Raw genomic sequence first — 22,333 nt, forward strand, 5'->3', positions numbered from 1 at the left:
GACCGACCAGCGAGAAGGCCGCAGCCGTTAAGCGCGGGCGAGACTCTCGGGAAGGCGCTACGTGAGTCCCAACGGCTCCGACCGCTCGCCGCGGCGCCCGATGCGGCGGAAGCTGCTGCAGGCACTGACCGCGGGCCTGGTCCTGGCGACCGCGACCGGTTGCACATACAAGGACTTCCCCCGCCTTGGCATGCCCACCCCGACCACGGAAGAGGCTCCGCGGATCCTCTCCCTGTGGCAGGGCTCCTGGGCTGCCGCGCTCGCCGTCGGCGTGCTGGTGTGGGGCTTGATCATCTGGAGTGCGATCTTCCACCGGCGCAGCCGGACCAAGGTCGAGGTCCCTCCGCAGACCCGGTACAACATGCCCATCGAGGCCCTGTACACGGTGGTCCCGATCATCATCGTCTCGGTGCTGTTCTACTTCACGGCCCGTGACGAGTCGAAGCTCCTCAGCCTCGACAAGAAGCCGGACGTCACGGTCAACGTGGTCGGCTTCCAGTGGAGCTGGTGCTTCAACTACATCGAGAACGTCGACGGTTCGACCGGTGACGCGAAGACCGACGACAACCTGTCCGCCATTCCGGACCGGTACAAGAAGGACTTCCCGGACAACGCGGGCGGCGTCTACACCTGCGGCACCCCCGGTGAGCGGAACCCCCAGACGAACAACCCCGGTCCGACCCTCTGGCTCCCCGAGGGCAAGACGGTCCGCTTCGTCCTCACCTCGCGTGACGTCATCCACTCCTTCTGGGTCGTGCCGTTCCTGATGAAGCAGGACGTCATCCCCGGCCACACCAACGCCTTCCAGGTGACCCCGAACAAGCAGGGCACCTTCCTGGGCAAGTGCGCCGAGCTGTGCGGTGTCGACCACTCGCGGATGCTGTTCAACGTGAAGGTCGTCTCCCCGGAGCGCTACGAGCAGCACCTGAAGGACCTCGCCAAGAAGGGCCAGACCGGATACGTTCCCGCGGGCATCGAGCAGACGAGCCACGAGAAGGAACGGGAGTCGAACATCCTGTGAGCATCCTCAACGAACCCCAGGGTGCCGCCGCAGCAGGGTCCCACTACGAGGACGAGCTGCCGGTCAGGCGCCAGCGCCGCGGCGAAGTCGTCGTCAAGTGGCTGACCACGACCGACCACAAGACGATCGGTACGCTGTACCTCGTCACGTCGTTCGCGTTCTTCCTCATCGGTGGCGTGATGGCGCTCTTCATGCGCGCCGAGCTGGCCCGCCCGGGCCTGCAGATCATGTCGAACGAGCAGTTCAACCAGGCGTTCACGATGCACGGCACGATCATGCTGCTGATGTTCGCGACGCCGCTGTTCGCCGGCTTCACCAACTGGATCATGCCGCTGCAGATCGGCGCGCCCGACGTGGCGTTCCCGCGGCTGAACATGTTCGCCTACTGGCTCTACCTGTTCGGCTCGCTGATCGCGGTGGCCGGCTTCCTCACCCCGCAGGGTGCGGCCGACTTCGGCTGGTTCGCCTACGCCCCGCTGTCGGACGCCGTCCGCTCGCCGGGCATCGGCGCCGACATGTGGATCATGGGTCTGGCCTTCTCCGGCTTCGGCACGATCCTCGGCTCGGTCAACTTCATCACCACGATCATCTGCATGCGCGCGCCCGGCATGACGATGTTCCGCATGCCGATCTTCACCTGGAACGTCCTGCTGACCGGTGTCCTGGTCCTGCTGGCCTTCCCGGTCCTGGCGGCCGCGCTGTTCGCCCTGGAGGCGGACCGCAAGTTCGGGGCCCACGTCTTCGACGCGGCCAACGGCGGCGCGTTGCTCTGGCAACACCTCTTCTGGTTCTTCGGCCATCCAGAGGTGTACATCATCGCCTTGCCCTTCTTCGGCATCATCTCCGAGGTCATCCCGGTCTTCTCCCGCAAGCCGATGTTCGGCTACATGGGCCTGATCGCCGCGACGATCTCGATCGCCGGCCTGTCCGTGACGGTGTGGGCGCACCACATGTACGTCACCGGCGGTGTGCTGCTGCCGTTCTTCTCCTTCATGACGTTCCTCATCGCGGTCCCGACCGGTGTGAAGTTCTTCAACTGGATCGGCACGATGTGGAAGGGCTCGCTGTCCTTCGAGACGCCGATGCTCTGGGCGACCGGCTTCCTGATCACCTTCACCTTCGGTGGTCTGACCGGTGTCATCCTGGCCTCGCCGCCGATGGACTTCCACGTGTCCGACTCCTACTTCGTGGTGGCGCACTTCCACTACGTCGTCTTCGGCACGGTCGTCTTCGCGATGTTCTCCGGCTTCCACTTCTGGTGGCCGAAGTTCACCGGCAAGATGCTCGACGAGCGCCTCGGCAAGATCACCTTCTGGACGCTGTTCGTCGGCTTCCACGGCACCTTCCTGGTCCAGCACTGGCTGGGCGCCGAGGGCATGCCCCGCCGGTACGCCGACTACCTGGCGGCCGACGGCTTCACCGCCCTGAACACGGTCTCGACGATCAGCTCGTTCGTCCTCGGCCTGTCGATGCTCCCGTTCCTCTACAACGTGTGGAAGACGGCCAAGTACGGCAAGCCGGTCGGCGTCGACGACCCCTGGGGCTACGGCCGCTCGCTGGAGTGGGCGACCTCCTGCCCGCCGCCGCGGCACAACTTCCTCACCCTGCCGCGCATCCGCAGTGAATCCCCGGCGTTCGACCTGCACCACCCGGAGATCGCCGCGCTGGAGCAGCTGGAGAACGTCGGCCACGGCGCCGAGGCGATCGCGGGCAGCAAGGAGGCCGGCAAGTGAAGATCCAGGGCAAGATGTTCATCTGGCTGAGCGTCTTCATCCTCGTCATGGCGTGCGTCTATGGCGTGTGGTCGAAGGAGCCGGCCGGCACCACCGCCCTCTTCCTGGCCTTCGGCCTGTCCATCATGATCGGCTTCTACCTGGGCTTCACCGCCCGGCGGGTCGACACCGGTGCGCAGGACAACAAGGAGGCCGACGTCGCGGACGACGCCGGCGAGCTGGGCTTCTTCAGCCCGCACAGCTGGCAGCCGCTCGCCCTGGGCTTCGGCGGCGCGCTCGCCTTCGCGGGCGTCGCCATCGGCTGGTGGCTGCTCTACTTCTCCGCCCCGCTGATCCTCATCGGCATCTGGGGCTGGGTCTTCGAGTACTACCGCGGCGAGAACCGCACCCAGTAGCACGCGCCGAGCGCGATCGGGCCCGGACACTCCGCAGGGAGCGTCCGGGCTCGCTCTTTTGCCGCAACGGACGTGTCCGTTCGCAGCAATCGACGTCACCCGCAGGAGTGACCCGCCGCGCCGCGGTGGACGTTCGTTCCTACGTTGAAGCCATGAGCCACTCACCCAGTCCCCGCACCGTCGTCGGCTGCACCCTGCTGGTGATCGCCCTGGGCGCGGGCGCCGGCGCCTGCGGCTCGGACGACAACCCCCTCGCGGAACGCCCCTACGACGCGACCGACCAGATCTCCTTCAACGGCCCCACGGGCGACGGCAAGAAGGCCGACCCCGACAAGCCCCTGGAGGTCACCGCCGACGACGACGACCGGATCACCGACGTCACGGCCGTCGACGCCTCCGGCCGCTACGTGGCCGGCCGCCTCTCCGCCGACGGCAGCCGCTGGCGCAGCACCGAGCCGCTGGCCGCGAACGCCCGCTACACGCTGCGGGTGAGCACCGAGGACGAGGACGGGGCGCCCGGCCGCCGGGTCCTCACCTTCGACACCGGCAAGCCCACCGCCCAGAAGCGGCTGACGGCCACGTTCGGCCCCAAGGCCGGCACCTACGGCGTCGGGCAGCCCATCACGGCCGAGCTGAGCCAGCCGGTCAGGGACCCCGCCCAGCGGGCCGTCGTCGAACGGGCCCTGAAGGTCGACTCCACGCCCTACGCCGCCGGCGCCTGGCACTGGGTCGACGACAAGGAACTCCACTTCCGGCCCAAGGACTACTGGCCCGCCCACGCCACCGTGCGCGTGCACAGCAACCTGGACGGCATCAAGGTCGGCGACCGGCTGTGGGGCGGCGCGTCCAAGGAGCTGAAGCTGACCATCGGGGACCGCGTCATAGCCCTCACGGACGCCGCCGCGCACTCGATGAAGATCTACAAGAACGACGAGGAGATCAACCAGATCCCCGTCACCACCGGCAAGCCCGGCTTCGACACCCGCAACGGTGTCAAGGTGGTGCTCGGCAAGGAGTACTTCGTACGCATGCGCGGCACCAGCATCGGCATCGCCGAGGGCTCCTCCGACTCCTACGACCTGCCGGTCTACTACGCCACCCGCGTCACCTGGAGCGGCGAGTACGTGCACGCCGCCCCCTGGTCCGTGGGCTCCCAGGGCTCCGCCAACGTCAGCCACGGCTGCACCGGGATGAGCACGGCCAACGCCGAGTGGTTCTTCGACCACGTCCGCGAGGGCGACGTCGTCCAGGTCGTCAACTCCGCGGGCAAGACGATGGAGCCGTTCGGCAACGGCTTCGGCGACTGGAACCTCACCTGGGAGAAGTGGCGGGAGGGCAGCGCGTTGACGAAGAAGGGCACCCAGGCCGCCCCGGACGAGGAGGCCCGCCTGCGGCCCCAGAGCGTGTGAGGAGGCCCCCAGGCGGCGGCGGACCGCCCCGGGGCGCCCGGGCCGCGGGACACTCCCCGGGAGCCTCCACGGGGCCCGCAGCCGCCCTGACGGCGCCCCCGTCGGGTGCGGCCGCGGCGGGGGCCCGTCCGTCAGACGTTCTGGAGGTTCTTCCGGCGCAGCAGGGAGGCCAGGGCCGAGGCGAACTCCACCGGGTCCACGGGGTGCGTCACCGCCGCGTCCGCCCGGCTCCAGGTCGCCAGCCAGGCGTCCTGCGGCCGCCCGATGAGCAGCAGCACCGGCGGGCAGTTGAAGATCTCGTCCTTGATCTGGCGGCACATGCCCATGCCGCCCATCGGGACCGCCTCGCCGTCCAGGACGCACACGTCGATCCCGCCCCGGTCCAGCTCCTTGATGACCGCGGCCGGCGTCGCGCACTCCAGGATCTCCACGACGGGCACGTCCGGTGCCGGCCGCCGTCCCGTGGCCAGCCGTACCTGTTCGCGAGTGGTGGAGTCGTCGCTGTAGACCAGCACCGTGGCGGTCGGCTGCATGCTTCCTCCGTGACGTCGGCGTCCTTGGGGCGAGCTCGTTGCCGCGGATGCTACTCCCTTGAACACCACGTCAACACCGGTCCGGCGGGCGAAGACACTCCGAACGGCACCCCCCGGAGTGAGGGCGGGATAAGCGACCGACATAATGTCGGTCGTGGCGACAGCAACGACAGTAGATACCGGGCACGCGCACCCGTCGGTCAACCGGCCGAACCTCACCAGCGTCGGAACCATCATCTGGCTGAGTTCCGAGCTGATGTTCTTCGCGGCCCTCTTCGCGATGTACTTCACCCTGCGATCGGTGACGGGGCCGGAGCACTGGAAGGAAATGGCCTCGAGCCTGAACTTCCCGTTCTCGGCGACGAACACCACGGTCCTGGTGCTCTCCTCACTGACCTGCCAGCTCGGCGTGTTCGCGGCCGAGCGGGGCGACGTGAAGAAGCTCCGGGGCTGGTTCATCCTCACCTTCATCATGGGTGCGATCTTCATCGGTGGTCAGATCTTCGAGTACACGGAGCTGGTGAAGAAGGACGGGCTCTCGCTCTCCTCCGACCCGTACGGCTCGGTGTTCTACCTGACCACCGGCTTCCACGGCCTGCACGTGACAGGCGGTCTCATCGCCTTCCTGCTGGTCCTGGGCCGCACCTACGCGGCCAGGAGGTTCACCCACGAACAGGCGACCGCCGCGATCGTCGTGTCCTACTACTGGCACTTCGTCGACGTCGTCTGGATCGGCCTCTTCGCCACGATCTACATGATCAAGTAGCCGGGCCCGCACCCGCACCATTCCAGAAGCACCGACGCAGAAGATCCTGACACCGGGGTAATCCGTGAAAAAGCTCTCCGCACGACGACGCCATCCGCTGGCGGCGCTCGTCGTCCTACTCCTCGCGCTGGCATGCACTGGGGGGCTGTACGCCGCGTTCGCGCCCGCTGAGAAGGCGCAGGCCGACGACACCGCCCAGTCCCTCGCCATCGACGAGGGCAAGAAGCTCTACACCGTGGGCTGCGCCAGCTGCCACGGAACCGGCGGTCAGGGCGGCTCCGACGGCCCCAGCCTGGTGGGCGTGGGCGCCGCGGCCGTCGACTTCCAGGTCAGCACGGGCCGGATGCCCGCGGCGACCTCCCAGGGCGCCCAGGTGCCGAAGAAGAAGAACATCTACACGCAGGCGCAGATCGACCAGCTCGCCGCGTACATCGCCTCCCTCGGTGCCGGCCCGGCCGTCCCGACGAAGGAGCAGTACGGCCCGGAGGGTGCCGACATCGCCAAGGGCGGTGAGCTCTTCCGGACCAACTGCGCGCAGTGCCACAACTTCACCGGCAAGGGCGGTGCGCTCACCAAGGGCAAGTTCGCCCCGTCGCTGACGGACGTGGAGCCGAAGCACATCTACGAGGCCATGCAGACGGGCCCGCAGAACATGCCTTCGTTCCCCGACACCACCTTGTCGGAGCAGAACAAGAAGGACATCATCGCTTACCTGAACGCGGTCAACGGCGACGAGACCGAGAACCCGGGCGGTCTGGAGCTGGGCGGCCTCGGGCCGGTCAGCGAGGGCCTGTTCGGCTGGATCTTCGGGCTCGGCACGCTGATCGCGGTCGCCGTCTGGGTCGCCGCTCGGACCGCAAAGGCCAAGAAGTCATGAGTAGCCAAGACATTCCAGAAGAGAACCTGCCCGCACAGCAGGGCCACGCGCACGGCGCGGTGGACGTGGCGGACGAGAAGAACCCGTTCGCCGACCCCGGGCTGCCGCCCCACGAGCACCGGATCCAGGACATCGACGAGCAGGCCGCCCGGCGGTCCGAGCGTGCGGTCGCCCTGCTGTTCACGGTGTCGATGCTGGCCACCGTCGGCTTCATCGTCTCGTACGTCACGGTCCCGCACGACCGGTCGATCTACGTCTTCCCGATCGGCCACGTCAGCGCGCTGAACTTCGCGCTGGGCGTGACCCTCGGCCTGGCGCTGTTCTGCATCGGCGCGGGCGCGGTCCACTGGGCCCGCACCCTGATGTCCGACGTGGAGATCGCCGACGAGCGCCACCCGATCGAGGCGTCCCCGGAGCTGCGCGCGAAGGTCCACGAGGACTTCCGCCAGGGCGCCAAGGAGTCCGCGATCGGCCGCCGCAAGCTGATCCGCAACACGATGCTGGGCGCGCTGACCCTGGTCCCGCTCTCCGGCCTCATGCTGCTGCGCGACCTCGGCCCCCTGCCGGGGACCTCGCTGCGCCACACCCTGTGGTCCAAGGGCAAGCTCCTCGTCAACATGAACACCAACGAGCCGCTGCGTCCCGAGGACGTGGCCGTCGGCTCGCTGACGTTCGCCAAGCCCGAGGGCCTGGAGGAGCACGACGAGGACTTCCAGAAGGAGATCGCCAAGGCGGCCCTGATGATCGTCCGGCTCCAGCCGGACAACATCAAGGACAAGCGCGAGCTCGAGTGGTCGCACGAGGGCATCGTGGCGTACTCCAAGATCTGCACCCACGTGGGGTGCCCCATCTCGCTGTACGAGCAGCAGACGCACCACGTGCTGTGCCCCTGCCACCAGTCCACCTTCGACCTCTCCGACGGTGCCCGAGTGATCTTCGGACCCGCCGGCCACGCCCTGCCGCAGCTGCGGATCGGCGTGAACGACGAGGGCTACCTCGAGGCGCTCGGCGACTTCGAGGAGCCCGTCGGTCCTGCTTTCTGGGAGCGCGGATGAGTACTACAGCGAGCAACACCTCCCGCTCGCGCGGGAAGGCACCCGGCGGCGAGCGCGTCGCCGACTGGGCGGACGGACGCCTGGGGATCTACACCCTGGCCAAGTCCAACATGCGCAAGATCTTCCCCGACCACTGGTCGTTCATGCTGGGTGAGGTCTGCCTCTACAGCTTCATCATCATCATCCTGACGGGTGTCTACCTGACGCTGTTCTTCCACCCGTCGATGAACGAGGTGGAGTACCACGGCAGCTACGTCCCGCTCCAGGGGCAGCTGATGTCGGAGGCGTTCAACTCCACGTTGCACATCTCCTTCGACGTCCGCGGCGGTCTGCTCATCCGGCAGATCCACCACTGGGCGGCCGTCGTCTTCATCGCCGGCATGTTCGTGCACATGATGCGCGTGTTCTTCACCGGCGCGTTCCGCAAGCCGCGTGAGGTCAACTGGCTGTTCGGCTTCCTGCTGTTCGTCCTGGGCATGTTCACCGGTTTCACCGGCTACTCGCTCCCGGACGACCTGCTCTCCGGCACCGGTGTCCGCTTCATGGAGGGCGCGATCCTGTCCGTGCCGATCGTCGGCACGTACATCTCGTTCTTCCTCTTCGGCGGCGAGTTCCCGGGCGGCGACTTCGTGGCCCGCTTCTACTCGATCCACATCCTGCTGCTGCCGGGCATCATGCTCGGTCTGGTGGTCGGCCACCTGATCCTGGTCTTCTACCACAAGCACACGCAGTTCGCGGGCCCCGGCAAGACCAACAACAACGTGGTCGGCATGCCGCTGCTGCCGGTGTACATGGCGAAGGCGGGCGGCTTCTTCTTCCTGGTCTTCGGCGTCATCGCGTTCGTCGCGGCGATCGCGCAGATCAACCCGATCTGGGCCATCGGCCCCTACCGGCCGGACCAGGTGTCCACCGGCGCCCAGCCCGACTGGTACATGGGCATGGCCGAGGGTCTGATCCGCGCGATGCCGGGCTGGGAGATCAACCTGTGGGGCCACACGCTCGTCCTGGGCGTGTTCATCCCGCTGGTGCTGTTCGGCGTGATCCTGGTCGCGATCGCCGCCTACCCGTTCATCGAGGCCTGGGTCACCGGCGACAAGCGCGAGCACCACATCCTGGACCGCCCGCGCAACGCCCCGACCCGCACGGCGTTCGGTGTCGCCTGGCTGACCGTGTACTTCGTGATGCTGATCGGTGGCGGCAACGACATCTTCGCCACGCACTTCCACCTGTCGATCAACGCGGTCACCTGGTTCGTCCGGATCTCGTACTTCGTCGGCCCGGTCATCGCGTTCATCGTCACCAAGCGGATCTGCCTCGGCCTGCAGCGCCGGGACAAGGACAAGGTGCTGCACGGTCGCGAGACCGGCACCATCAAGCGCCTGCCGCACGGTGAGTTCATCGAGGTGCACGAGCCGCTCAGCCAGGAGCAGCTGCACACGCTCACCGCGCACGACCAGTACAAGCCGCTCGAGCTCGGCCCCGCGGTCGACGAGAACGGTGTCGAGCGCAAGGTGAGGGCCACGCAGAAGGTGCGCGCCAAGCTGAGCGAGGCCTACTTCGGCGAGGAGTCGCAGATCACGAAGCCCTCCGTCGAGGAGTACAAGGAGATCACGAGCGGCCACGGCCACCACTGATCGCTGCGGCGTCGCCACGCCACGGTCGAAGGGCCCCGTCCGGTGTTCGGACGGGGCCCTTCGCGCCGTCCGGGGCTGGATAGGCTGGCACCACACCCTGTACCTCGTCCCACAGACACCCAGGAGCGGCTGATGAGCGCTGTGACCCCCGCTGGAGGCGACACCGCGGCGGGCCGCTCCTGGCCCGCCGTGCTGAACGGCCTGCTGGACGGCCGGGACCTGTCCGCGGACGAGACCGCGTGGGCGATGGACCGGATCATGAGCGGCGAGGCGACCGACGCGCAGATCGCCGGGTTCGCGGTGGCGCTGCGCGCCAAGGGCGAGACGGTCGAGGAGATCTCCGGCTGCGTGCGGGCCCTGTACGAGCACGCCAACGTCATCGAGGTGCCGGGGGCGACCGTCGACATCGTCGGCACCGGCGGCGACGGCGCCAAGACGGTGAACATCTCCACCATGTCCTCGATCGTCGTGGCCGGCACCGGCGCGAAGGTCGTCAAGCACGGCAACCGCGCGGCGTCGTCCGCCTCGGGCGCCTCCGACGTGCTGGAGAAGCTCGGCGTCAACCTGGAGCTCAGCCCGAAGCGGGTGGTGGAGGTCGCCGAGGAGGCCGGGATCACCTTCTGCTTCGCGGTGAAGTTCCACCCCGCGCTGCGCCACGTGGCCGCCGCGCGCGGCCAGCTCGGCGTGCGGACCGTGTTCAACTTCCTCGGTCCGCTGGCCAACCCGGCGAAGGTGCGCGCCCAGGCCATCGGGGTGGCGGACCGGCGGATGGCCCCCATCATGGCGGGGGTGTTCGCCGAGCGCGGCAACTCCTCGCTGGTCTTCCGGGGCGACGACGGCCTCGACGAGCTGACCACCACCGCCACCTCCCGGGTGTGGACCGTGCGCGACGGCAAGGTCACCGAGGAGCCCTTCGACCCGCGGGACGTCGGCCTCGACCTGGTCCCCGTGGAGGCGCTGCGCGGCGCGGACGCGGCCTACAACGCCGGGGTCGCCCGCCGCCTCCTGGACGGCGAGCACGGCCCGGTGCGCGACGCCGTGCTGCTGAACTCGGCGGCCGCGCTGGTCGCCCTGGACCCCACGGACGCCCCGCTGACCGACCAGATCCGCGCCGCGATGGCGAGGGCGGCCGAGTCCGTCGACTCGGGAGCGGCTCGACGCACGCTGGAGCGGTGGGTGCAGGTCAGCAACGCCTGACGCCCCTTTCCGGCGGCGCACGGCGGTTCACGTGCGCGGTCCCGCGATCCGGACAGGAGTTGCGGGACCGCGATCACGTCGCGTACTTTCCTTACCAGGTCATGAGTGACAGTCATGAGGCCCCGGCCGACTGTCCGGCAACCCTCCGTCCGTGGCGGGGTGCCCCGGGTGAAGACCAGGTCGCAGGCAGCGAGGTCTGCGGCAAGCGCGGACCCCTCGCGATTCCAGGGGTCCTGGTCGTCGAGGAGTCTTCCGTGAGCAAGCGAATGCGCTAGGGCCGCAGAGCCCCGTCTCCGCACGCCTTCCCATCGGCACCCTTCTGCTTCTTCCTCTCCTCGTCCCGCGCTGGAGCCCCGTTCGCGTACGCGCGTCCCGGCGGCTCGTGCGGTGACGGGTCACGCCTGCCTGTCCCGGGAGTACGCCATGTCCGTCACCACCACCACCGCTGCCGCCGACCGCTCCGTCTGTGCCCCGCTGCCCGTCCTGGGCCGGGACGTCGCCGTCCCGCTCGTCACGGGCGGCGAGGTCACCTACGCCGCCCTCGACTACGCGGCGAGCGCCCCCGCCCTCCAGCGGGTCTGGGACGACGTCGCCGCCTACGCGCCGTACTACGGCAGCGTCCACCGCGGCGCCGGCTACCTCTCCCAGCTGTCCACGGACCTGTTCGAGAACGCCCGCCGCACGGTCGCCGCGTTCCTCGACTGCCGCCCCGAGGACCAGCTGGTCTTCACCCGCTCCACCACCGACTCGCTCAACCTGCTCGCCCGCGCCCTGCCCGCCGACTGCCAGGTCTTCGTCTTCGAGACCGAGCACCACGCCTCCCTGCTGCCCTGGCAGGACCACCGGGTCACCTACCTGGACGCCCCGCGCACCCACCGGCAGGCCGTCGAGACCCTGGAGCGCGCCCTCGCCGACCGCGACCCGCACGGCCCGGCCCTGGTCTGCGTCACCGGCGCCTCCAACGTCACCGGCGAGCTGTGGCCGGTGCGTGAGCTGGCCGCCGCCGCCCACGCCCACGGCGCCCGGATCGTGCTGGACGCCGCCCAGCTCGCCCCGCACCACCCGGTGAGCCTGCGTGACCTCGACGTCGACTGGGTGGCCTTCTCCGGCCACAAGCTGTACGCCCCCTTCGGCTCCGGTGTGCTGGCCGGCCGCGCCGACTGGCTGCGCGCGGCCGAGCCCTACCTCGCGGGCGGCGGCGCCAGCCGCAAGGTCACCCGGCGCGAGGACGGGGGAGTGGACGTGGAGTGGCACGAGAGCGCGGCCCGGCACGAGGCCGGCTCGCCGAACGTGATCGGCGCCTACGCCATCGCCTCGGCCTGCAAGGCGCTCACCGAGGCCGGCTGGGACACCCTGGTTGCCCGCGAGCAGCACCTGGTCGAGACGGTGCGCGCCGGGCTCGCCCGGATCCCCGAGGTCCGCGTGCTGTCCCTGTTCGGCGACGACGCCCCCCGGGTCGGGGTGATCTCGTTCGTGGTCGAGGGCTGGAACAGCTCGCACTTCGCCGCCGCCCTCTCCGCCGAGTACGGCATCGGCGTCCGCGACGGCCTGTTCTGCGCCCACCCCCTGGTGCGCACCCTGCTGGGCACCGACCCCCAGACCCAGGGCGAGTGCGGCGCCCCCGAGGCGGCCCCGGGCGAGAAGTCGCTGAACGCGATCCGCGTCAGCTTCGGCGCCGGCACGCCCGACGAGCACGTGGAGCGCTTCGTCGGCGCGGTGCGCGAGCTGGTCAGCGACGGCGCGAAGTGGCGCTACCGGACCGAGGACGGCCGCTGCGTGCCGGCCGTGGGCTGACCGGAGGCGTCAGGAGTCCCGCCCGGTCACGAGTCCAGCCCGATCGCGAAGGCCGCCTCCAGGTCGTGCTGGGAGTAGGTGCGGAACGCCACGTGCGTGTCCGTGCCCTCCACCCCGGGGATCTTGCTGATGCGGCCCGGGATCACCTCGGCCAGGTCCTCGTGCCGGCGCACCCGCACCATGGCGATCAGGTCGTAGGTCCCGGTGACGGAGAAGACCTCGCTCACGCTCTCCAGCGCGGCGATCTGCTCGGCGATCTCCGGGATCCGGTCCACGCTGGTCTTGATCAGAACGATCGCGGTGATCACGGCTGGTTCTCTCCCTCGGGGGCCGGAGGCGGGGCGGCCTTCACTTTAGTCGCAGGGCCGTACCGGGCCCACGCGTAGGCGAAGCCCAGGCCGAAGCCCACCACGTGCGCCAGGTACGCGACCCCCGGCCCCTGCGGGGAGCGGCTCGCGGCCAGCCACTGCAGCGCCGCCCAGAAGGGCAGGACCACCCAGGCCGGGAACCGCAGGGGCAGGAAGAACAGGAACGGCAGGAGACTGGTCACCCGTGCCCGGGGGAAGAGGAACAGGAAGGCCCCCAGCACCGCCGAGATCGCCCCGGACGCTCCCACGAGCGGCTGTGCGGAGGAGGCGTTGGCGGCCGCGTAGCCCAGCAGCGCGAGGCAGCCGCAGCCCAGGTAGAAGAGGGTGAACTGCACCCGGCCCATGCGGTCCTCGGTCAGCGCTCCGAAGACGTAGAGGAAGAGCATGTTGCCCAGCAGGTGCACCCAGCTGCCGTGCACGAAGAGGGCCGTGGCGGGGGTCAGCAGCGCCCGCGGGGCCCCCGCGAACAGCTCGGCCGGGACCACGCCCCAGCGCAGGAAGTAGGCCCGCTGCGCGGCGAGCAGCTCCCCGCCGGTGCCGTACGCCGGGTTCAGGCCCCCGGCCGGTCCCAGCACGAACAGCACGCAGCACAGCGCGATCAGTCCGTACGTCACCGGCGCCGACGGCCGGAGCACCGCCCGGCCCGCCGCGCCCACCAGGGCCCTGAAGTCGCCGACCATGACTACAGAGCATGACGTAACCGGACCGATCGGGACGGACCGCCTCGCCGCCGTGGACGGACGGGCGGCGAGTACCCGCCAGGCCGTAGGGTTACGAGCCACACGGCCGGGGCGCGCGAGCACCACCCCGGGCGACGCGCCGGAAGAACACCATGAACGCCCCGAGCACCACACGAGAAGGAGCGGACGGTCACGATGACGGTTCCCCTGCCGACCACCACGACGCGGTGGCGCTGCACCCTCTGCGGCAACCTCACGCGCTTCGACGTGACCCGTTCGTCGAAGGTCGTGGAGTACGTCCACCTCGACCTGGCCGGTGAGCCGAGCGTCGAGGAACGCGAGGTGCTCAGTGAGACCATCGAGTCGGTGCGCTGCCGCTGGTGCAACGCCGTGGACCAGGTGGAACTCGTGGACAGGCCGGGCGCCGACTCCTGACCGGGAGCGGCCCCGCACAGGCGATCCCGGCAGCGGGATCCCGAGGACAGGCAGTGGGGTGTGACGGATGGTGGAGACCGCAGGCGGGGGGCCGGGCGACGGCGCCGCTGAGGTGCTCGACCGTCCGCTGCCCGACGGCGTGCGCCGCCGGGTCGTCCAGATCGTCTCGGACGGCTTCGGCGGCCTGACGCTCGGCGAACTGCCCGCGCAGTTGCGCCAGTACGCGCGGTTCGCGCCCAACCGGCGGGCCAAGTTCGCCGGCAACGCGATGGCGGCCGCGCTGGAGACCGACCCGCTGTTCCGCCAGCGGATCGGGGAAAAGCTCAGGGAGGCGCAGCCGGAGCTGTCCGGCGCCCTCGACTCCGGCTCGCCGCCCCCGGCCGCGGACCCGCTCGACGTGGCGGCCGCGGCCTACGTGCTGCGCCCCGCCGGCTGGGTGAAGCTGGTGACCGCGGCCGGCGAGGAGGCCCTGCGCGCGGACGCCGAGCGCGCCGACGAGGAGAGCCGCGCCGAGCTGGAGCGGCTGCGCGAGCAGCTGGACCGGTCCCGCGAGCAGACCCGTACGGAGACCGAGCGGCTGCGCACCGAGCTGGAGACGGCCCGCAAGGAGGCCGAGGCGCTCCACCGCAAGCTGCGGGCCGCCCTCAGCGACGTCAAGCGGGGCGAGGCCGCGCTGCGCAAGGCACAGGCCGAGATGGAGGCGGTGCGCTCCGAGGGGCAGGCGCAGGTGTCCGCCGCCGAGAGCGAGACCCGGCGCCTGAAGGCACGGCTCGCCGAGACCGAGGCCGCCCTGGAGGCCGGCCGCAAGGCCGCCCGCGAGGGGCGCAGCGTCGAGGACATGCGGGTGCGGCTGCTGCTGGACACCGTGCTGGACGCCGCCCAGGGGCTGCGCCGCGAACTGGCCCTGCCGCCGGTGTCGGTGCGCCCGGCGGAGACCGTGGACGCGGTCGAGCCGGGCCGGATGAGCCCCAAGGACATCGCCGCACGGGCGCTGTCCGAGCACGATCCGGCCATTCTCGACCAGCTGCTCGCGCTGCCCCAGGCGCACCTGGTGGTCGACGGCTACAACGTCACCAAGACCGGCTATCCGCAGATGCCGCTGGAGAAGCAGCGGCTGCGGCTGCTCGGGCAGCTCTCGCAGCTCGCCGCGCAGACCGGCGCCGAGGTGACGTGCGTCTTCGACGGCGCGGAACTCGCCGCGCCCGTGCTGCTGGCCCCGCCACGGGGCGTGCGGGTGCTGTTCTCCAAGCCCGGGGTCACCGCCGACGAGCTGATCCGGCAGCTGGTGCGGGCCGAGCCGCCGGGCCGGCCGGTCATCGTCGCGTCCACCGACCGGGAGGTCGCCGACGGCGTCGCCCGGGTCGGTGCCCGACCGGTCGCTTCTGCGGTACTCCTGAAGCGGTTGTCCTGAAGAGCAAGTTCCGCGTTCAATGCCCGAATTGACGGCCGCACTGCGCAACGTAGCGTCAACCGACTCTCACTGGTCGTGAGTTGCTCGCAAATACTGTGTTGCGTGAGAGGTTTTTTTCTCTCCAGGATTTGAACTGATCACGATGAGGTCACTAGGGTCTGGGCTCGAACCTCCGAACAGGTGATCCCTCACAGCAAGGAGTTCGCCTCCCGTGGCGTCCCATCGTCGACCCAAGCAGACCAGTCGCGCACGCGTGACCGTGCTGACCACCGCTGCTGCCGCCGCCGTCGTCCTGAGCTCCCAGGCCGCCAACGCCGCGCCGAGCGAGAAGCCCTCCAAGGACGAGGTCAAGACCAAGGTCGACAAGCTGTACGAGGAGGCCGAGCAGGCCACCGAGAAGTACAACGGCGCCAAGGAGAAGCAGGAGAAGCTCCAGAAGGAGATCTCCACCATCCAGGACAACGTCGCCCGCGGCCAGGAGGAGCTCAACGAGCTGCGCGACTCCATAGGCATGGCGGCGGCCGCCCAGTACCGCACCGGCAGCATCGACTCCTCGCTCCAGCTGTTCCTGTCGTCCGACCCGGACGACTACCTGGACAAGGCGTCCACCGCCGACCAGCTCAGCGCCCAGCAGGTCGAGGCGCTGAAGAAGATCCAGGAGAAGCAGCGCGAACTCGCGCAGGAGCGCTCCGAGGCGTCCGGCAAGCTCACGGACCTCGCCTCCACCCGCACCGAACTGGGCAAGAAGAAGAAGGAAGTCCAGGCCAAGCTCGCCGAGGCGCAGAAGCTCCTCAACAGCCTGACCGCCGCGGAGAAGGCCGAACTGGCCGCCGCCGACGCCCGCGCCAGCCGCTCCTCCACCACCCGCGTCGACCTCAGCGGCGCCACCGCCGGCTCCAGCCGCGCCATGGCCGCCTTCCAGGCCGCCCAGAGCAAGATCGGCTCGCCGTACGTCTACGGCGCCACCGGCCCGTCCTCCTTCGACTGCTCGGGCCTGACCTCCTGGGCCTACGCCCAGGCCGGTGTCGGCATCCCGCGTACCTCGCAGGCCCAGGCCAACGCCGGCACGCGCATCTACAGCCAGAGCGACCTCCAGGTCGGCGACCTGGTCATCTTCTACGGCGACCTGCACCACGTCGGCTTCTACGCGGGCAACGGCCAGGTGCTGCACGCCCCGCGCACCGGCACCGTGGTGCGCTACGAGTCGATCAACAACATGCCGTTCCAGTTCGGCGTGCGGATCTGACCCCTGCGCCGGCCAGGGTGCCGGCCGCGTCCAAGATCAGGACACGGCACCGCCCGAACGGGCGAATCACGTCCGCCCCAAGTGACCCCCCGCCCCGCCACTGACCTGCGTCAGTGGCGGGGCGTCACGTTCTGCGCCGAGCCGGGTCGTTGGTCCACCCCTGGTCGCGGGGCTACTGTCTGCCGCGTTTCCCCGTCCGCCAGTGGAAGGAGCGCGGCTTCCCGTGGGGTCCCACCGTCGCCCAGCACCGTCCGGGTTCGACCGCGGAGCCGCGACCGCGCTCTGCGCCATGTCGGCCGCCGCCGCGGCCCTCGGAGTCGTACCGGCCACGGCCGCGCCGCACGACACCCGAGCCGAGGTCGACCGCCTCTACACGGAGGCCGAGAAGGCCACCGAGGCCTACAACAAGGCCGACGAACGCGCCGACACCCTGCGCCGGCAGGTGACCGACGCGCAGGACCGCATCGCCCGCCAGCAGCTGCGCATCAACGCGATGCGCGACCGGCTCGGTTCGCTCGCCGGCGCCCAGTACCGGGCCGGCGGCCTCGACCCGTCCCTCGCCCTGCTGTTCTCCGACGACCCGGACGACTACCTCGACAAGGCGGCCGCCCTGGACCGGATCACCGCCCGCCAAGCGGGCGAACTCCGGGAGTTGCAGGACGCGATGCGCGACCTCGCCCAGGAGCGCGCCGAGGCCACCCGGCGGCTCGGCGAGCTGGAGCGCAGCCGCCGGGCGGTCGCCACCCACAAGCGGACCGTGGAGCGCAAGCTCGCCCGGGCCCGCCGGCTCCTGGACAGCCTGCCGTCGGCCGAGCGCGCCGCCTACGACCGGGCCTCCCGCTCGGGGCGCGACGGGATGGCCCTCCTGGGCGGCGAGGTGCCCGTCTCCGGCCGCGCGGCCGCCGCGGTGGCCGCCGCCCGCTCCGCCCTCGGCCGGCCCTACGTCTGGGGCGCCAACGGCCCCTCCGGGTTCGACTGCTCGGGCCTGATGCAGTGGTCGTACGCGCAGGCCGGTGTGGCCCTGCCGCGCACCTCGCAGGCCCAGGCGCACGCCGGGCGCCGCGTGCCGCTGTCCCAGGCCCGGCCCGGTGACCTCGTCACCTACCGCTCCGACGCCAGCCACGTCGGCATGTACGTCGGCAACGGGCGCGTCATCCACGCGCCCTACCCCGGCGCCCCGGTGCGCTACGACCCGGTCGGCATGATGCCGATCTCGTCCGTGACCCGCCCCTGAGCGCTTCCCCCGCCGTGAGTGACCGGTTCCCGTCCGGGGTCCGCCGCGGGCACCGCGCCGTACGATCGGGGGGATGGCTGGTCGACGGCGGGTGCGCGGGTCCCACGTGGTGGTGCTGTGCCTGCTGCTCGTCGCCCTCGTGGGCTGTGGCGGCCGGCCGGCGACCGACACCGCGCGGGCCGACGTGCAGCGGCTGCTGGACCGGCGGGCGGCCGCCGTCCTCGCCCACGACGCCACCGCCTACGCCGGCACCGGCGCGGCCGACGGCTACGCGCGGGTGCGCGCCGTGCCGCTGGAGGACTTCTCGTACCGGGTGCGCGCCGTGCACGGCGACGGCGCCGCCCGCACCGCCGACGTCCGGCTGAGCTACCGCGTCCGGGGCTACGACCGGGCGCCCGTCACCGCGGGGCGCACGGTGCGCCTGGCCCGGGGCGCCGACGGCGGCTGGGCGGTGACGGCGGAGGCGCCCGCGCCCGGGGCGGGCGCCCAGCTGTGGGACCAGGGGACGGTGGACGTCGTGCGCGGGGAGCGCAGCCTGGTGATGGGCGTCGGGCAGTCCGGGGAGCGGCTGCGCACCTTCGCGGACCTGGCCGACCGGGCCGTGCCCGCCGTCTCGGCGGCCTGGGGCACCGGATGGGCGCTGCACGTGGTGGTGCTGGTGCCCAAGTCCCTGGACGGCATGGCCGCGGTGCTCGGCTCGCCCGCCTCCAGCTACCGGGGCATCGCCGCGGTCACCACCGGCGAGACCGGCGGACCGTCCCGGGCGCCCGCGGACCGGATCGTGGTCAACCCCGACGCCTACGGGATGCTCGGCGCGGCCGGCCGGCAGGTCGTCCTCACCCACGAGACCACCCACGTCGCCACCCGCGCCCACACCAACGGGGCGACCCCGCTGTGGCTGTCCGAGGGGTACGCGGACTACGTCGGCTACCGCGGCACCGGTCGCACCCCGGCCGAGGTCGCGCCCGAGCTGGTGGGCGCCGTGGCCGGCGGGAACGCCCCGGCGGCGCTGCCCGCCGACGCCGACTTCGGCTTCTCCGGGGACGCCGTGCGGCTGGCCGAGGCCTACGAGGGCGGCTGGCTGGCGTGCCGGATGATCGCCGGGCGCTGGGGCGAGGAGCGGCTCGACGCCTTCTACCGGGCCGTCGGGGCGCACGGGAAGCGGGCCGGCGCGGTCGAGGGGGCCCTGCGCGACGTGCTGGGGACGAGCCTCGCGGACTTCACCGCCGACTGGCGCCAGTACGTGCACGACCAGCTGGCCGCCCCGGCCGGCTGACCGGGCCCGCGCGCGCTCAGCGCTCCAGCTCGGCGACCGCTTCCGTCAGCCACGCCACCTCCGCCGCCGTGGTGGCCCGGGCGACGCGCAGCACGCCCCGCCGGAACAGGTCCCCGGTGTCCTCGGCGCGCACGGGTGAGCCGTCGTCGTAGAAGAAGCTCGTGGGCGTCCGCAGGAAGTCCAGGCGGCGGCGCAGGACGGCCGCCTGCTCGCGGGGGTCGGGCAGGTGGCGCAGGAAGGCGAGGACGGTGTTGAAGCGGACCTGGTCGGAGATCTCCACCGGCTTGGGCGCGCGCAGCCGCTGAAGCAGGTCCGCGCGTCCGGCGTCCGTGAGGGACAGCACCCGGCGCGGGGCGGCGCCGGTGCCCTCCTCGGTGCGCTGGTCGAGCCGGCCGGCCGCGACCAGGCGGCTGATCGCCGGGTAGAGCGCCCCGTCGCTGACCGGGCGGACGTGGCCGGTCAGCGCCTTGATGCGCTCCTTGAGCTCGTAGCCGTGCAGGGGTCCCTCGGCGAGGAAGCCCAGGATCGACAGCTCCAGCACGCCGCCTCCTCCGTGTCGTTCGGCTCCCTTGCCGATGTCCCGACGGCCATGGTACCTCTCTTCGAGGTACCTCTAATCGAGGTACCTCGTATCGAGAGCGGTTCGAGAGCGGCGTTCCCCGAGCGGCGTTCCGCGAGCAGCCGCGTCCGGAGGACCCGTGAACAGCCACCGCAGACAGCTCGTCTCCCTCGCCCACCCCGTCTACTTCTCGCTCCTGGCCTCCGTGGCCTCCGGCATCGTCAACACGGTGTGGGTCTCCCGGCTCGGCGGGCCCGCGGTCGCCGCCGTCGCGGTCGCCACCACCACCGAGAACGTCCTGCTCGGCGTGGCGCTGGTCTTCGCCTCCGGGACCACCGTGCTGGTCGCGCACGCCCGGGGCGCTCGGGACCCGGCGGCGGTCCGGGCGGCCGTCCGGGGCGGCGTGGCGCTGTGCGCGGTGGTCACCCCGGTCGTCGCGGCCGGCGGCTTCCTGCTGCGCGAGCCGCTGGCCCGGCTGGTGCTGGGCGGGCACGCCGGGCCCGCCCTGCCGCTCGCCGTCGGCTACTTCGCGATTTCCCTGCCCGGTACGGCCGTCTTCTTCGCCCAGAACCTCGTCGACGGCCTCCTCAAGGGCGCCGGCGACACCCGGACCCCGATGCGGCTCGCCCTCCTCGCCAACGGCCTGGTCCTCGCCCTCGACCCCTTCCTCATCCACCGCTACGGCGTCCGGGGCGCGGCCGTCTCCACCGTGCTGTGCCGCTGCGTGGCCCTGGCGGCGGGGCTGCTCGCCCTGCGCCGCAACGCCCTGCTGCGGACCGCCTCCCGGACCCCGGCCGGTCACCGCGGCGCGCTGCGGCGCACGCTGCGGACCGGGCTGCCCATGTCCGCCGACTTCACCGTCCGCCAGGGCGGCACGCTGGTGCTCGTCGCGGTCGTGGCGCGGCTCGGGGTGACGGCGGTGGCCGCGTACGCCGTCGCCTACAAGGTCCTCCACGTCGCCACCATGGCCTTCTACGCGGTGCGGCAGGCCGCCGCCATCCACACCGCGCACACCCGGGGCGCCGGGCGCGGGGGAGAGCGGCGGGCGATCGGGCGGGAGGCCGTGCTCCTCGCCGCGGCCGTCGGCCTCGTGGCGGCCGTCCTGCTCGCCGCGGGCGCCCCCTGGATCATGGCGGCGTTCGGCGTGGAGCCGGCCGTGGCCCGCGCGGGCGTGCTGTTCCTGCGCTGCGTCGGGCCGTACCTGCTGCTGATGGCCGGGTGCATCGCGCTCGGCGGGGTCTTCGAGGGCAGCGGGGGAGCGCCGGCCCTGCTGCGCGTCACCCTGCTCGGCACCGCCCTGCAACTGGCGCTGGCCCCGCTCCTGTCGGGCCTGGGGCTGCCGGGGATCTGCCTGGCGCTGGCGCTCGCCATGGCCGCCCAGTGCGCGGCGGTGGCCTGGCTGCTGCGGCGCGAGCGGCGTCAGGAGGACGCGGACGTCTCCCTGGTCCGGGCGGCCTGACCGGGCAGGGGCGCCGGCGCCCCCTCCGGCACGGTCGAACGCCACAGCCGGACGGCGGCGACGACCGCGGCCGCCACCAGCAGGCCGTTGCGGACGAACAGCAGGGCCATGCCGAGCGGGTCGCTCGCGACGACGTGCGCGAACCACACCGGGAACTCCAGCACCGTCACCGCGGAGGCGGCCGCCACCAGCAGCGCCGGCGGGAGCATCCGGCTCGCCCGCAAGCACAGGCACACCGCCGCGAGCCCGACCAGCCACACCAGGTACTGGGGGCTGATCACCCGGCTGGTGACCGTGAACAGCAGCACCGCGGTGAAGGCCGCGTCGGCGAGCGTGGCGGGCCCGTACCGGCGGGCCCGCAGCCGCCACAGCAGCAGCCAGCCGAAGGCCAGCGCCGTCAGCACCTGGGCCGCGGTGCTCACCTCGTGCACGTACGGCCCGAGGAACTCCATCGAGCCGTAGTGCAGCAGCACCCGCCCGTCCCAGCCGGTGTGCCGGGCCACGTGCAGGACCAGTCCGCCCAGCGACTCCACCTCGGTGCCCCGGTCGCGCTGGGACGTCAGGAAGGCGAACGCGCCGGGCGCCGCCAGGGCGAACGCCCCCGCGAGGACCGCCGCGCTCACCGCCGCGGCACCCCAGGTCCGCCGTCGCACCGCCCCGGCCAGCAGCAGCGCCGGCCACACCTTCAGCAGCGCCCCGAACCCGATGAGGACGCCGGCCACGCGCGGGTGCCGTACCCCGGCCACCAGCGCGGCCACCGCCACGGCGGTCACCATCACGTCGTAGCGCGCGTACACGGTCGGGCCGAGCAGCGGCAGGCCCGCCACCCACAGCCAGGCACCGCGCCGGCCCCGGTCCGGTCCGGTGCCCGCGCGCAGCAGCAGGACCAGCACCACGAGGTCGGCGAGGAACGCCAGCACGAAGAACGCCGGCGCGTAGCCCAGGAAGGGCAGCAGGCCCGGGGCGAGGATCGCGAGGGCCGCACCCGGCGGGTACTGCCAGGTGACGTCGGTCCCCGGGAAGGTACCGGTGCGCAGGACGTCGTACCAGCCCTGGTAGATCACGGACACGTCGCCCGTGACGTCCGGGCCGGGGAAGGTCCACACCCCGGACACCCACAGCAGCAGGACCAGCCGGGTCACGCCCCAGACGGCGAGCAGCCCGGCCGGCGCGTGCGGTCCGGCCGGTGCGGCGGGCGGGTGCCCGGCCCGCCGCGCGTCCGTGATGTTCACCTGTGCCCCTGTTCGTCCG

21 protein-coding genes and 1 riboswitch are annotated in these 22,333 nt (G+C 71.5%); of the genes, 16 read left to right on the plus strand and 5 right to left on the minus strand.

What is annotated here, in order from left to right; genetic code table 11:
* The first annotated feature begins 61 nt into the window (after positions 1–61).
* The 4 genes from ctaC (at position 62) to AQJ30_RS10510 (ending at position 4,558) form a co-directional block, all read left to right on the plus strand.
* Entirely contained in the window at positions 62–1,021 is a 960-nt protein-coding gene (gene ctaC, locus AQJ30_RS10495) for an aa3-type cytochrome oxidase subunit II (RefSeq protein ID WP_067231671.1), read from the plus strand.
* The gene (gene ctaD, locus AQJ30_RS10500; RefSeq protein ID WP_067231674.1) at positions 1,018–2,754 is read left to right on the plus strand and encodes an aa3-type cytochrome oxidase subunit I; all 1,737 of its coding nucleotides are present in this window, start codon (positions 1,018–1,020) and stop codon (positions 2,752–2,754) included. The genes ctaC and ctaD overlap by 4 nt, the downstream gene beginning before the upstream one ends.
* Complete coding sequence (locus AQJ30_RS10505; protein ID WP_067231676.1) at positions 2,751–3,149, plus strand: cytochrome c oxidase subunit 4; 399 nt, start codon at positions 2,751–2,753, stop codon at positions 3,147–3,149. The genes ctaD and AQJ30_RS10505 overlap by 4 nt, the downstream gene beginning before the upstream one ends.
* A gap of 152 nt (positions 3,150–3,301) precedes the next feature.
* Complete coding sequence (locus AQJ30_RS10510) at positions 3,302–4,558, plus strand: L,D-transpeptidase (protein WP_067231678.1); 1,257 nt, start codon at positions 3,302–3,304, stop codon at positions 4,556–4,558.
* 131 nt (positions 4,559–4,689) lie between these two features.
* Here AQJ30_RS10510 and AQJ30_RS10515 read toward each other — a convergent pair whose 3' ends face one another.
* A complete protein-coding gene (locus tag AQJ30_RS10515; protein ID WP_067231680.1) occupies positions 4,690–5,091 on the minus strand; it encodes a response regulator in 402 nt (133 codons plus the stop codon).
* A 145-nt stretch (positions 5,092–5,236) separates the two neighbouring features.
* Between AQJ30_RS10515 and ctaE the strand changes: the two genes are divergently transcribed.
* From ctaE to AQJ30_RS10545, 6 genes are all read left to right on the plus strand, one after another.
* Positions 5,237–5,857 carry an aa3-type cytochrome oxidase subunit III gene (gene ctaE / locus AQJ30_RS10520; protein WP_067231682.1) on the plus strand — a complete coding sequence of 207 codons (621 nt, stop codon included), beginning with the start codon at positions 5,237–5,239 and terminating at the stop codon, positions 5,855–5,857.
* Positions 5,858–5,921: 64 nt separating this feature from the next.
* Positions 5,922–6,734, plus strand: a complete 813-nt coding sequence (qcrC, locus tag AQJ30_RS10525) for a cytochrome bc1 complex diheme cytochrome c subunit (RefSeq protein WP_067231684.1) — start codon at positions 5,922–5,924, stop codon at positions 6,732–6,734.
* Positions 6,731–7,789: a cytochrome bc1 complex Rieske iron-sulfur subunit gene (qcrA, locus tag AQJ30_RS10530; protein WP_067231687.1), complete on the plus strand. Its 1,059-nt coding sequence runs from the start codon at positions 6,731–6,733 to the stop codon at positions 7,787–7,789. Before qcrC ends, qcrA begins: the two co-directional genes overlap by 4 nt.
* Positions 7,786–9,423, plus strand: coding sequence for a cytochrome bc1 complex cytochrome b subunit (gene qcrB, locus AQJ30_RS10535; RefSeq protein ID WP_067231690.1), 1,638 nt, complete (start codon positions 7,786–7,788; stop codon positions 9,421–9,423). The genes qcrA and qcrB overlap by 4 nt, the downstream gene beginning before the upstream one ends.
* 132 nt (positions 9,424–9,555) lie before the next feature.
* On the plus strand, positions 9,556–10,620 hold the full coding sequence (trpD, locus tag AQJ30_RS10540) for an anthranilate phosphoribosyltransferase (protein ID WP_067231692.1): 1,065 nt from the start codon (positions 9,556–9,558) through the stop codon (positions 10,618–10,620).
* Between the two features lie 97 nt (positions 10,621–10,717).
* Positions 10,718–10,834, plus strand: a riboswitch (SAM riboswitch).
* A gap of 209 nt (positions 10,835–11,043) precedes the next feature.
* On the plus strand, positions 11,044–12,414 hold the full coding sequence (locus tag AQJ30_RS10545) for an aminotransferase class V-fold PLP-dependent enzyme (protein WP_067231694.1): 1,371 nt from the start codon (positions 11,044–11,046) through the stop codon (positions 12,412–12,414).
* 26 nt (positions 12,415–12,440) lie between these two features.
* Here the strand turns inward: AQJ30_RS10545 and AQJ30_RS10550 are convergent, their stop codons facing one another.
* Positions 12,441–12,722, minus strand: a complete 282-nt coding sequence (locus tag AQJ30_RS10550; protein ID WP_067231697.1) for an Lrp/AsnC family transcriptional regulator — start codon at positions 12,720–12,722, stop codon at positions 12,441–12,443.
* On the minus strand, positions 12,719–13,462 hold the full coding sequence (locus AQJ30_RS10555) for a rhomboid family intramembrane serine protease (RefSeq protein ID WP_067231700.1): 744 nt from the start codon (positions 13,460–13,462) through the stop codon (positions 12,719–12,721). Before AQJ30_RS10555 ends, AQJ30_RS10550 begins: the two co-directional genes overlap by 4 nt.
* A gap of 195 nt (positions 13,463–13,657) precedes the next feature.
* Between AQJ30_RS10555 and AQJ30_RS10560 the strand changes: the two genes are divergently transcribed.
* The 5 genes from AQJ30_RS10560 (at position 13,658) to AQJ30_RS10580 (ending at position 19,064) form a co-directional block, all read left to right on the plus strand.
* Positions 13,658–13,897: a hypothetical protein gene (locus AQJ30_RS10560; RefSeq protein ID WP_067231702.1), complete on the plus strand. Its 240-nt coding sequence runs from the start codon at positions 13,658–13,660 to the stop codon at positions 13,895–13,897.
* Positions 13,898–13,964: 67 nt separating this feature from the next.
* A complete protein-coding gene (locus tag AQJ30_RS10565) occupies positions 13,965–15,308 on the plus strand; it encodes an NYN domain-containing protein (RefSeq protein WP_067231705.1) in 1,344 nt (447 codons plus the stop codon).
* Between the two features lie 211 nt (positions 15,309–15,519).
* Positions 15,520–16,554: a C40 family peptidase gene (locus tag AQJ30_RS10570; protein WP_067231708.1), complete on the plus strand. Its 1,035-nt coding sequence runs from the start codon at positions 15,520–15,522 to the stop codon at positions 16,552–16,554.
* Between the two features lie 223 nt (positions 16,555–16,777).
* A complete protein-coding gene (locus tag AQJ30_RS10575) occupies positions 16,778–17,788 on the plus strand; it encodes a C40 family peptidase (RefSeq protein WP_067231710.1) in 1,011 nt (336 codons plus the stop codon).
* A 73-nt stretch (positions 17,789–17,861) separates the two neighbouring features.
* Positions 17,862–19,064, plus strand: coding sequence for a hypothetical protein (locus AQJ30_RS10580; RefSeq protein ID WP_067231712.1), 1,203 nt, complete (start codon positions 17,862–17,864; stop codon positions 19,062–19,064).
* A 16-nt stretch (positions 19,065–19,080) separates the two neighbouring features.
* Here the strand turns inward: AQJ30_RS10580 and AQJ30_RS10585 are convergent, their stop codons facing one another.
* Entirely contained in the window at positions 19,081–19,605 is a 525-nt protein-coding gene (locus AQJ30_RS10585; protein WP_067231714.1) for a PadR family transcriptional regulator, read from the minus strand.
* Positions 19,606–19,762: 157 nt separating this feature from the next.
* Here AQJ30_RS10585 and AQJ30_RS10590 point away from each other — a divergent pair, with 157 nt between their 5' ends.
* The gene (locus tag AQJ30_RS10590; protein ID WP_067231717.1) at positions 19,763–21,082 is read left to right on the plus strand and encodes an MATE family efflux transporter; all 1,320 of its coding nucleotides are present in this window, start codon (positions 19,763–19,765) and stop codon (positions 21,080–21,082) included.
* Here AQJ30_RS10590 and AQJ30_RS10595 read toward each other — a convergent pair.
* Complete coding sequence (locus tag AQJ30_RS10595) at positions 21,043–22,308, minus strand: glycosyltransferase family 87 protein (protein ID WP_067232638.1); 1,266 nt, start codon at positions 22,306–22,308, stop codon at positions 21,043–21,045. The two genes, AQJ30_RS10590 and AQJ30_RS10595, sit on opposite strands and share 40 nt — an antisense overlap.
* Positions 22,309–22,333: the final 25 nt, after the last annotated feature.

It is taken from the genome of Streptomyces longwoodensis (assembly GCF_001514125.1).
GTDB lineage: Bacteria > Actinomycetota > Actinomycetes > Streptomycetales > Streptomycetaceae > Streptomyces > Streptomyces longwoodensis.

What these genes read in the sequence shown, in the direction of transcription:
- AQJ30_RS10510 (WP_067231678.1), top strand. Translation starts at nt 3,302, where the DNA reads ATGAGCCACTCACCCAGTCCCCGCACCGTCGTCGGCTGCACCCTGCTG.
- AQJ30_RS10515 (WP_067231680.1), bottom strand. Translation starts at nt 5,091, where the DNA reads ATGCAGCCGACCGCCACGGTGCTGGTCTACAGCGACGACTCCACCACT.
- ctaE (WP_067231682.1), top strand. Translation starts at nt 5,237, where the DNA reads ATGTCGGTCGTGGCGACAGCAACGACAGTAGATACCGGGCACGCGCAC.
- qcrA (WP_067231687.1), top strand. Translation starts at nt 6,731, where the DNA reads ATGAGTAGCCAAGACATTCCAGAAGAGAACCTGCCCGCACAGCAGGGC.
- qcrB (WP_067231690.1), top strand. Translation starts at nt 7,786, where the DNA reads ATGAGTACTACAGCGAGCAACACCTCCCGCTCGCGCGGGAAGGCACCC.
- trpD (WP_067231692.1), top strand. Translation starts at nt 9,556, where the DNA reads ATGAGCGCTGTGACCCCCGCTGGAGGCGACACCGCGGCGGGCCGCTCC.
- AQJ30_RS10545 (WP_067231694.1), top strand. Translation starts at nt 11,044, where the DNA reads ATGTCCGTCACCACCACCACCGCTGCCGCCGACCGCTCCGTCTGTGCC.
- AQJ30_RS10555 (WP_067231700.1), bottom strand. Translation starts at nt 13,462, where the DNA reads ATGGTCGGCGACTTCAGGGCCCTGGTGGGCGCGGCGGGCCGGGCGGTG.
- AQJ30_RS10560 (WP_067231702.1), top strand. Translation starts at nt 13,658, where the DNA reads ATGACGGTTCCCCTGCCGACCACCACGACGCGGTGGCGCTGCACCCTC.
- AQJ30_RS10565 (WP_067231705.1), top strand. Translation starts at nt 13,965, where the DNA reads ATGGTGGAGACCGCAGGCGGGGGGCCGGGCGACGGCGCCGCTGAGGTG.
- AQJ30_RS10580 (WP_067231712.1), top strand. Translation starts at nt 17,862, where the DNA reads ATGGCTGGTCGACGGCGGGTGCGCGGGTCCCACGTGGTGGTGCTGTGC.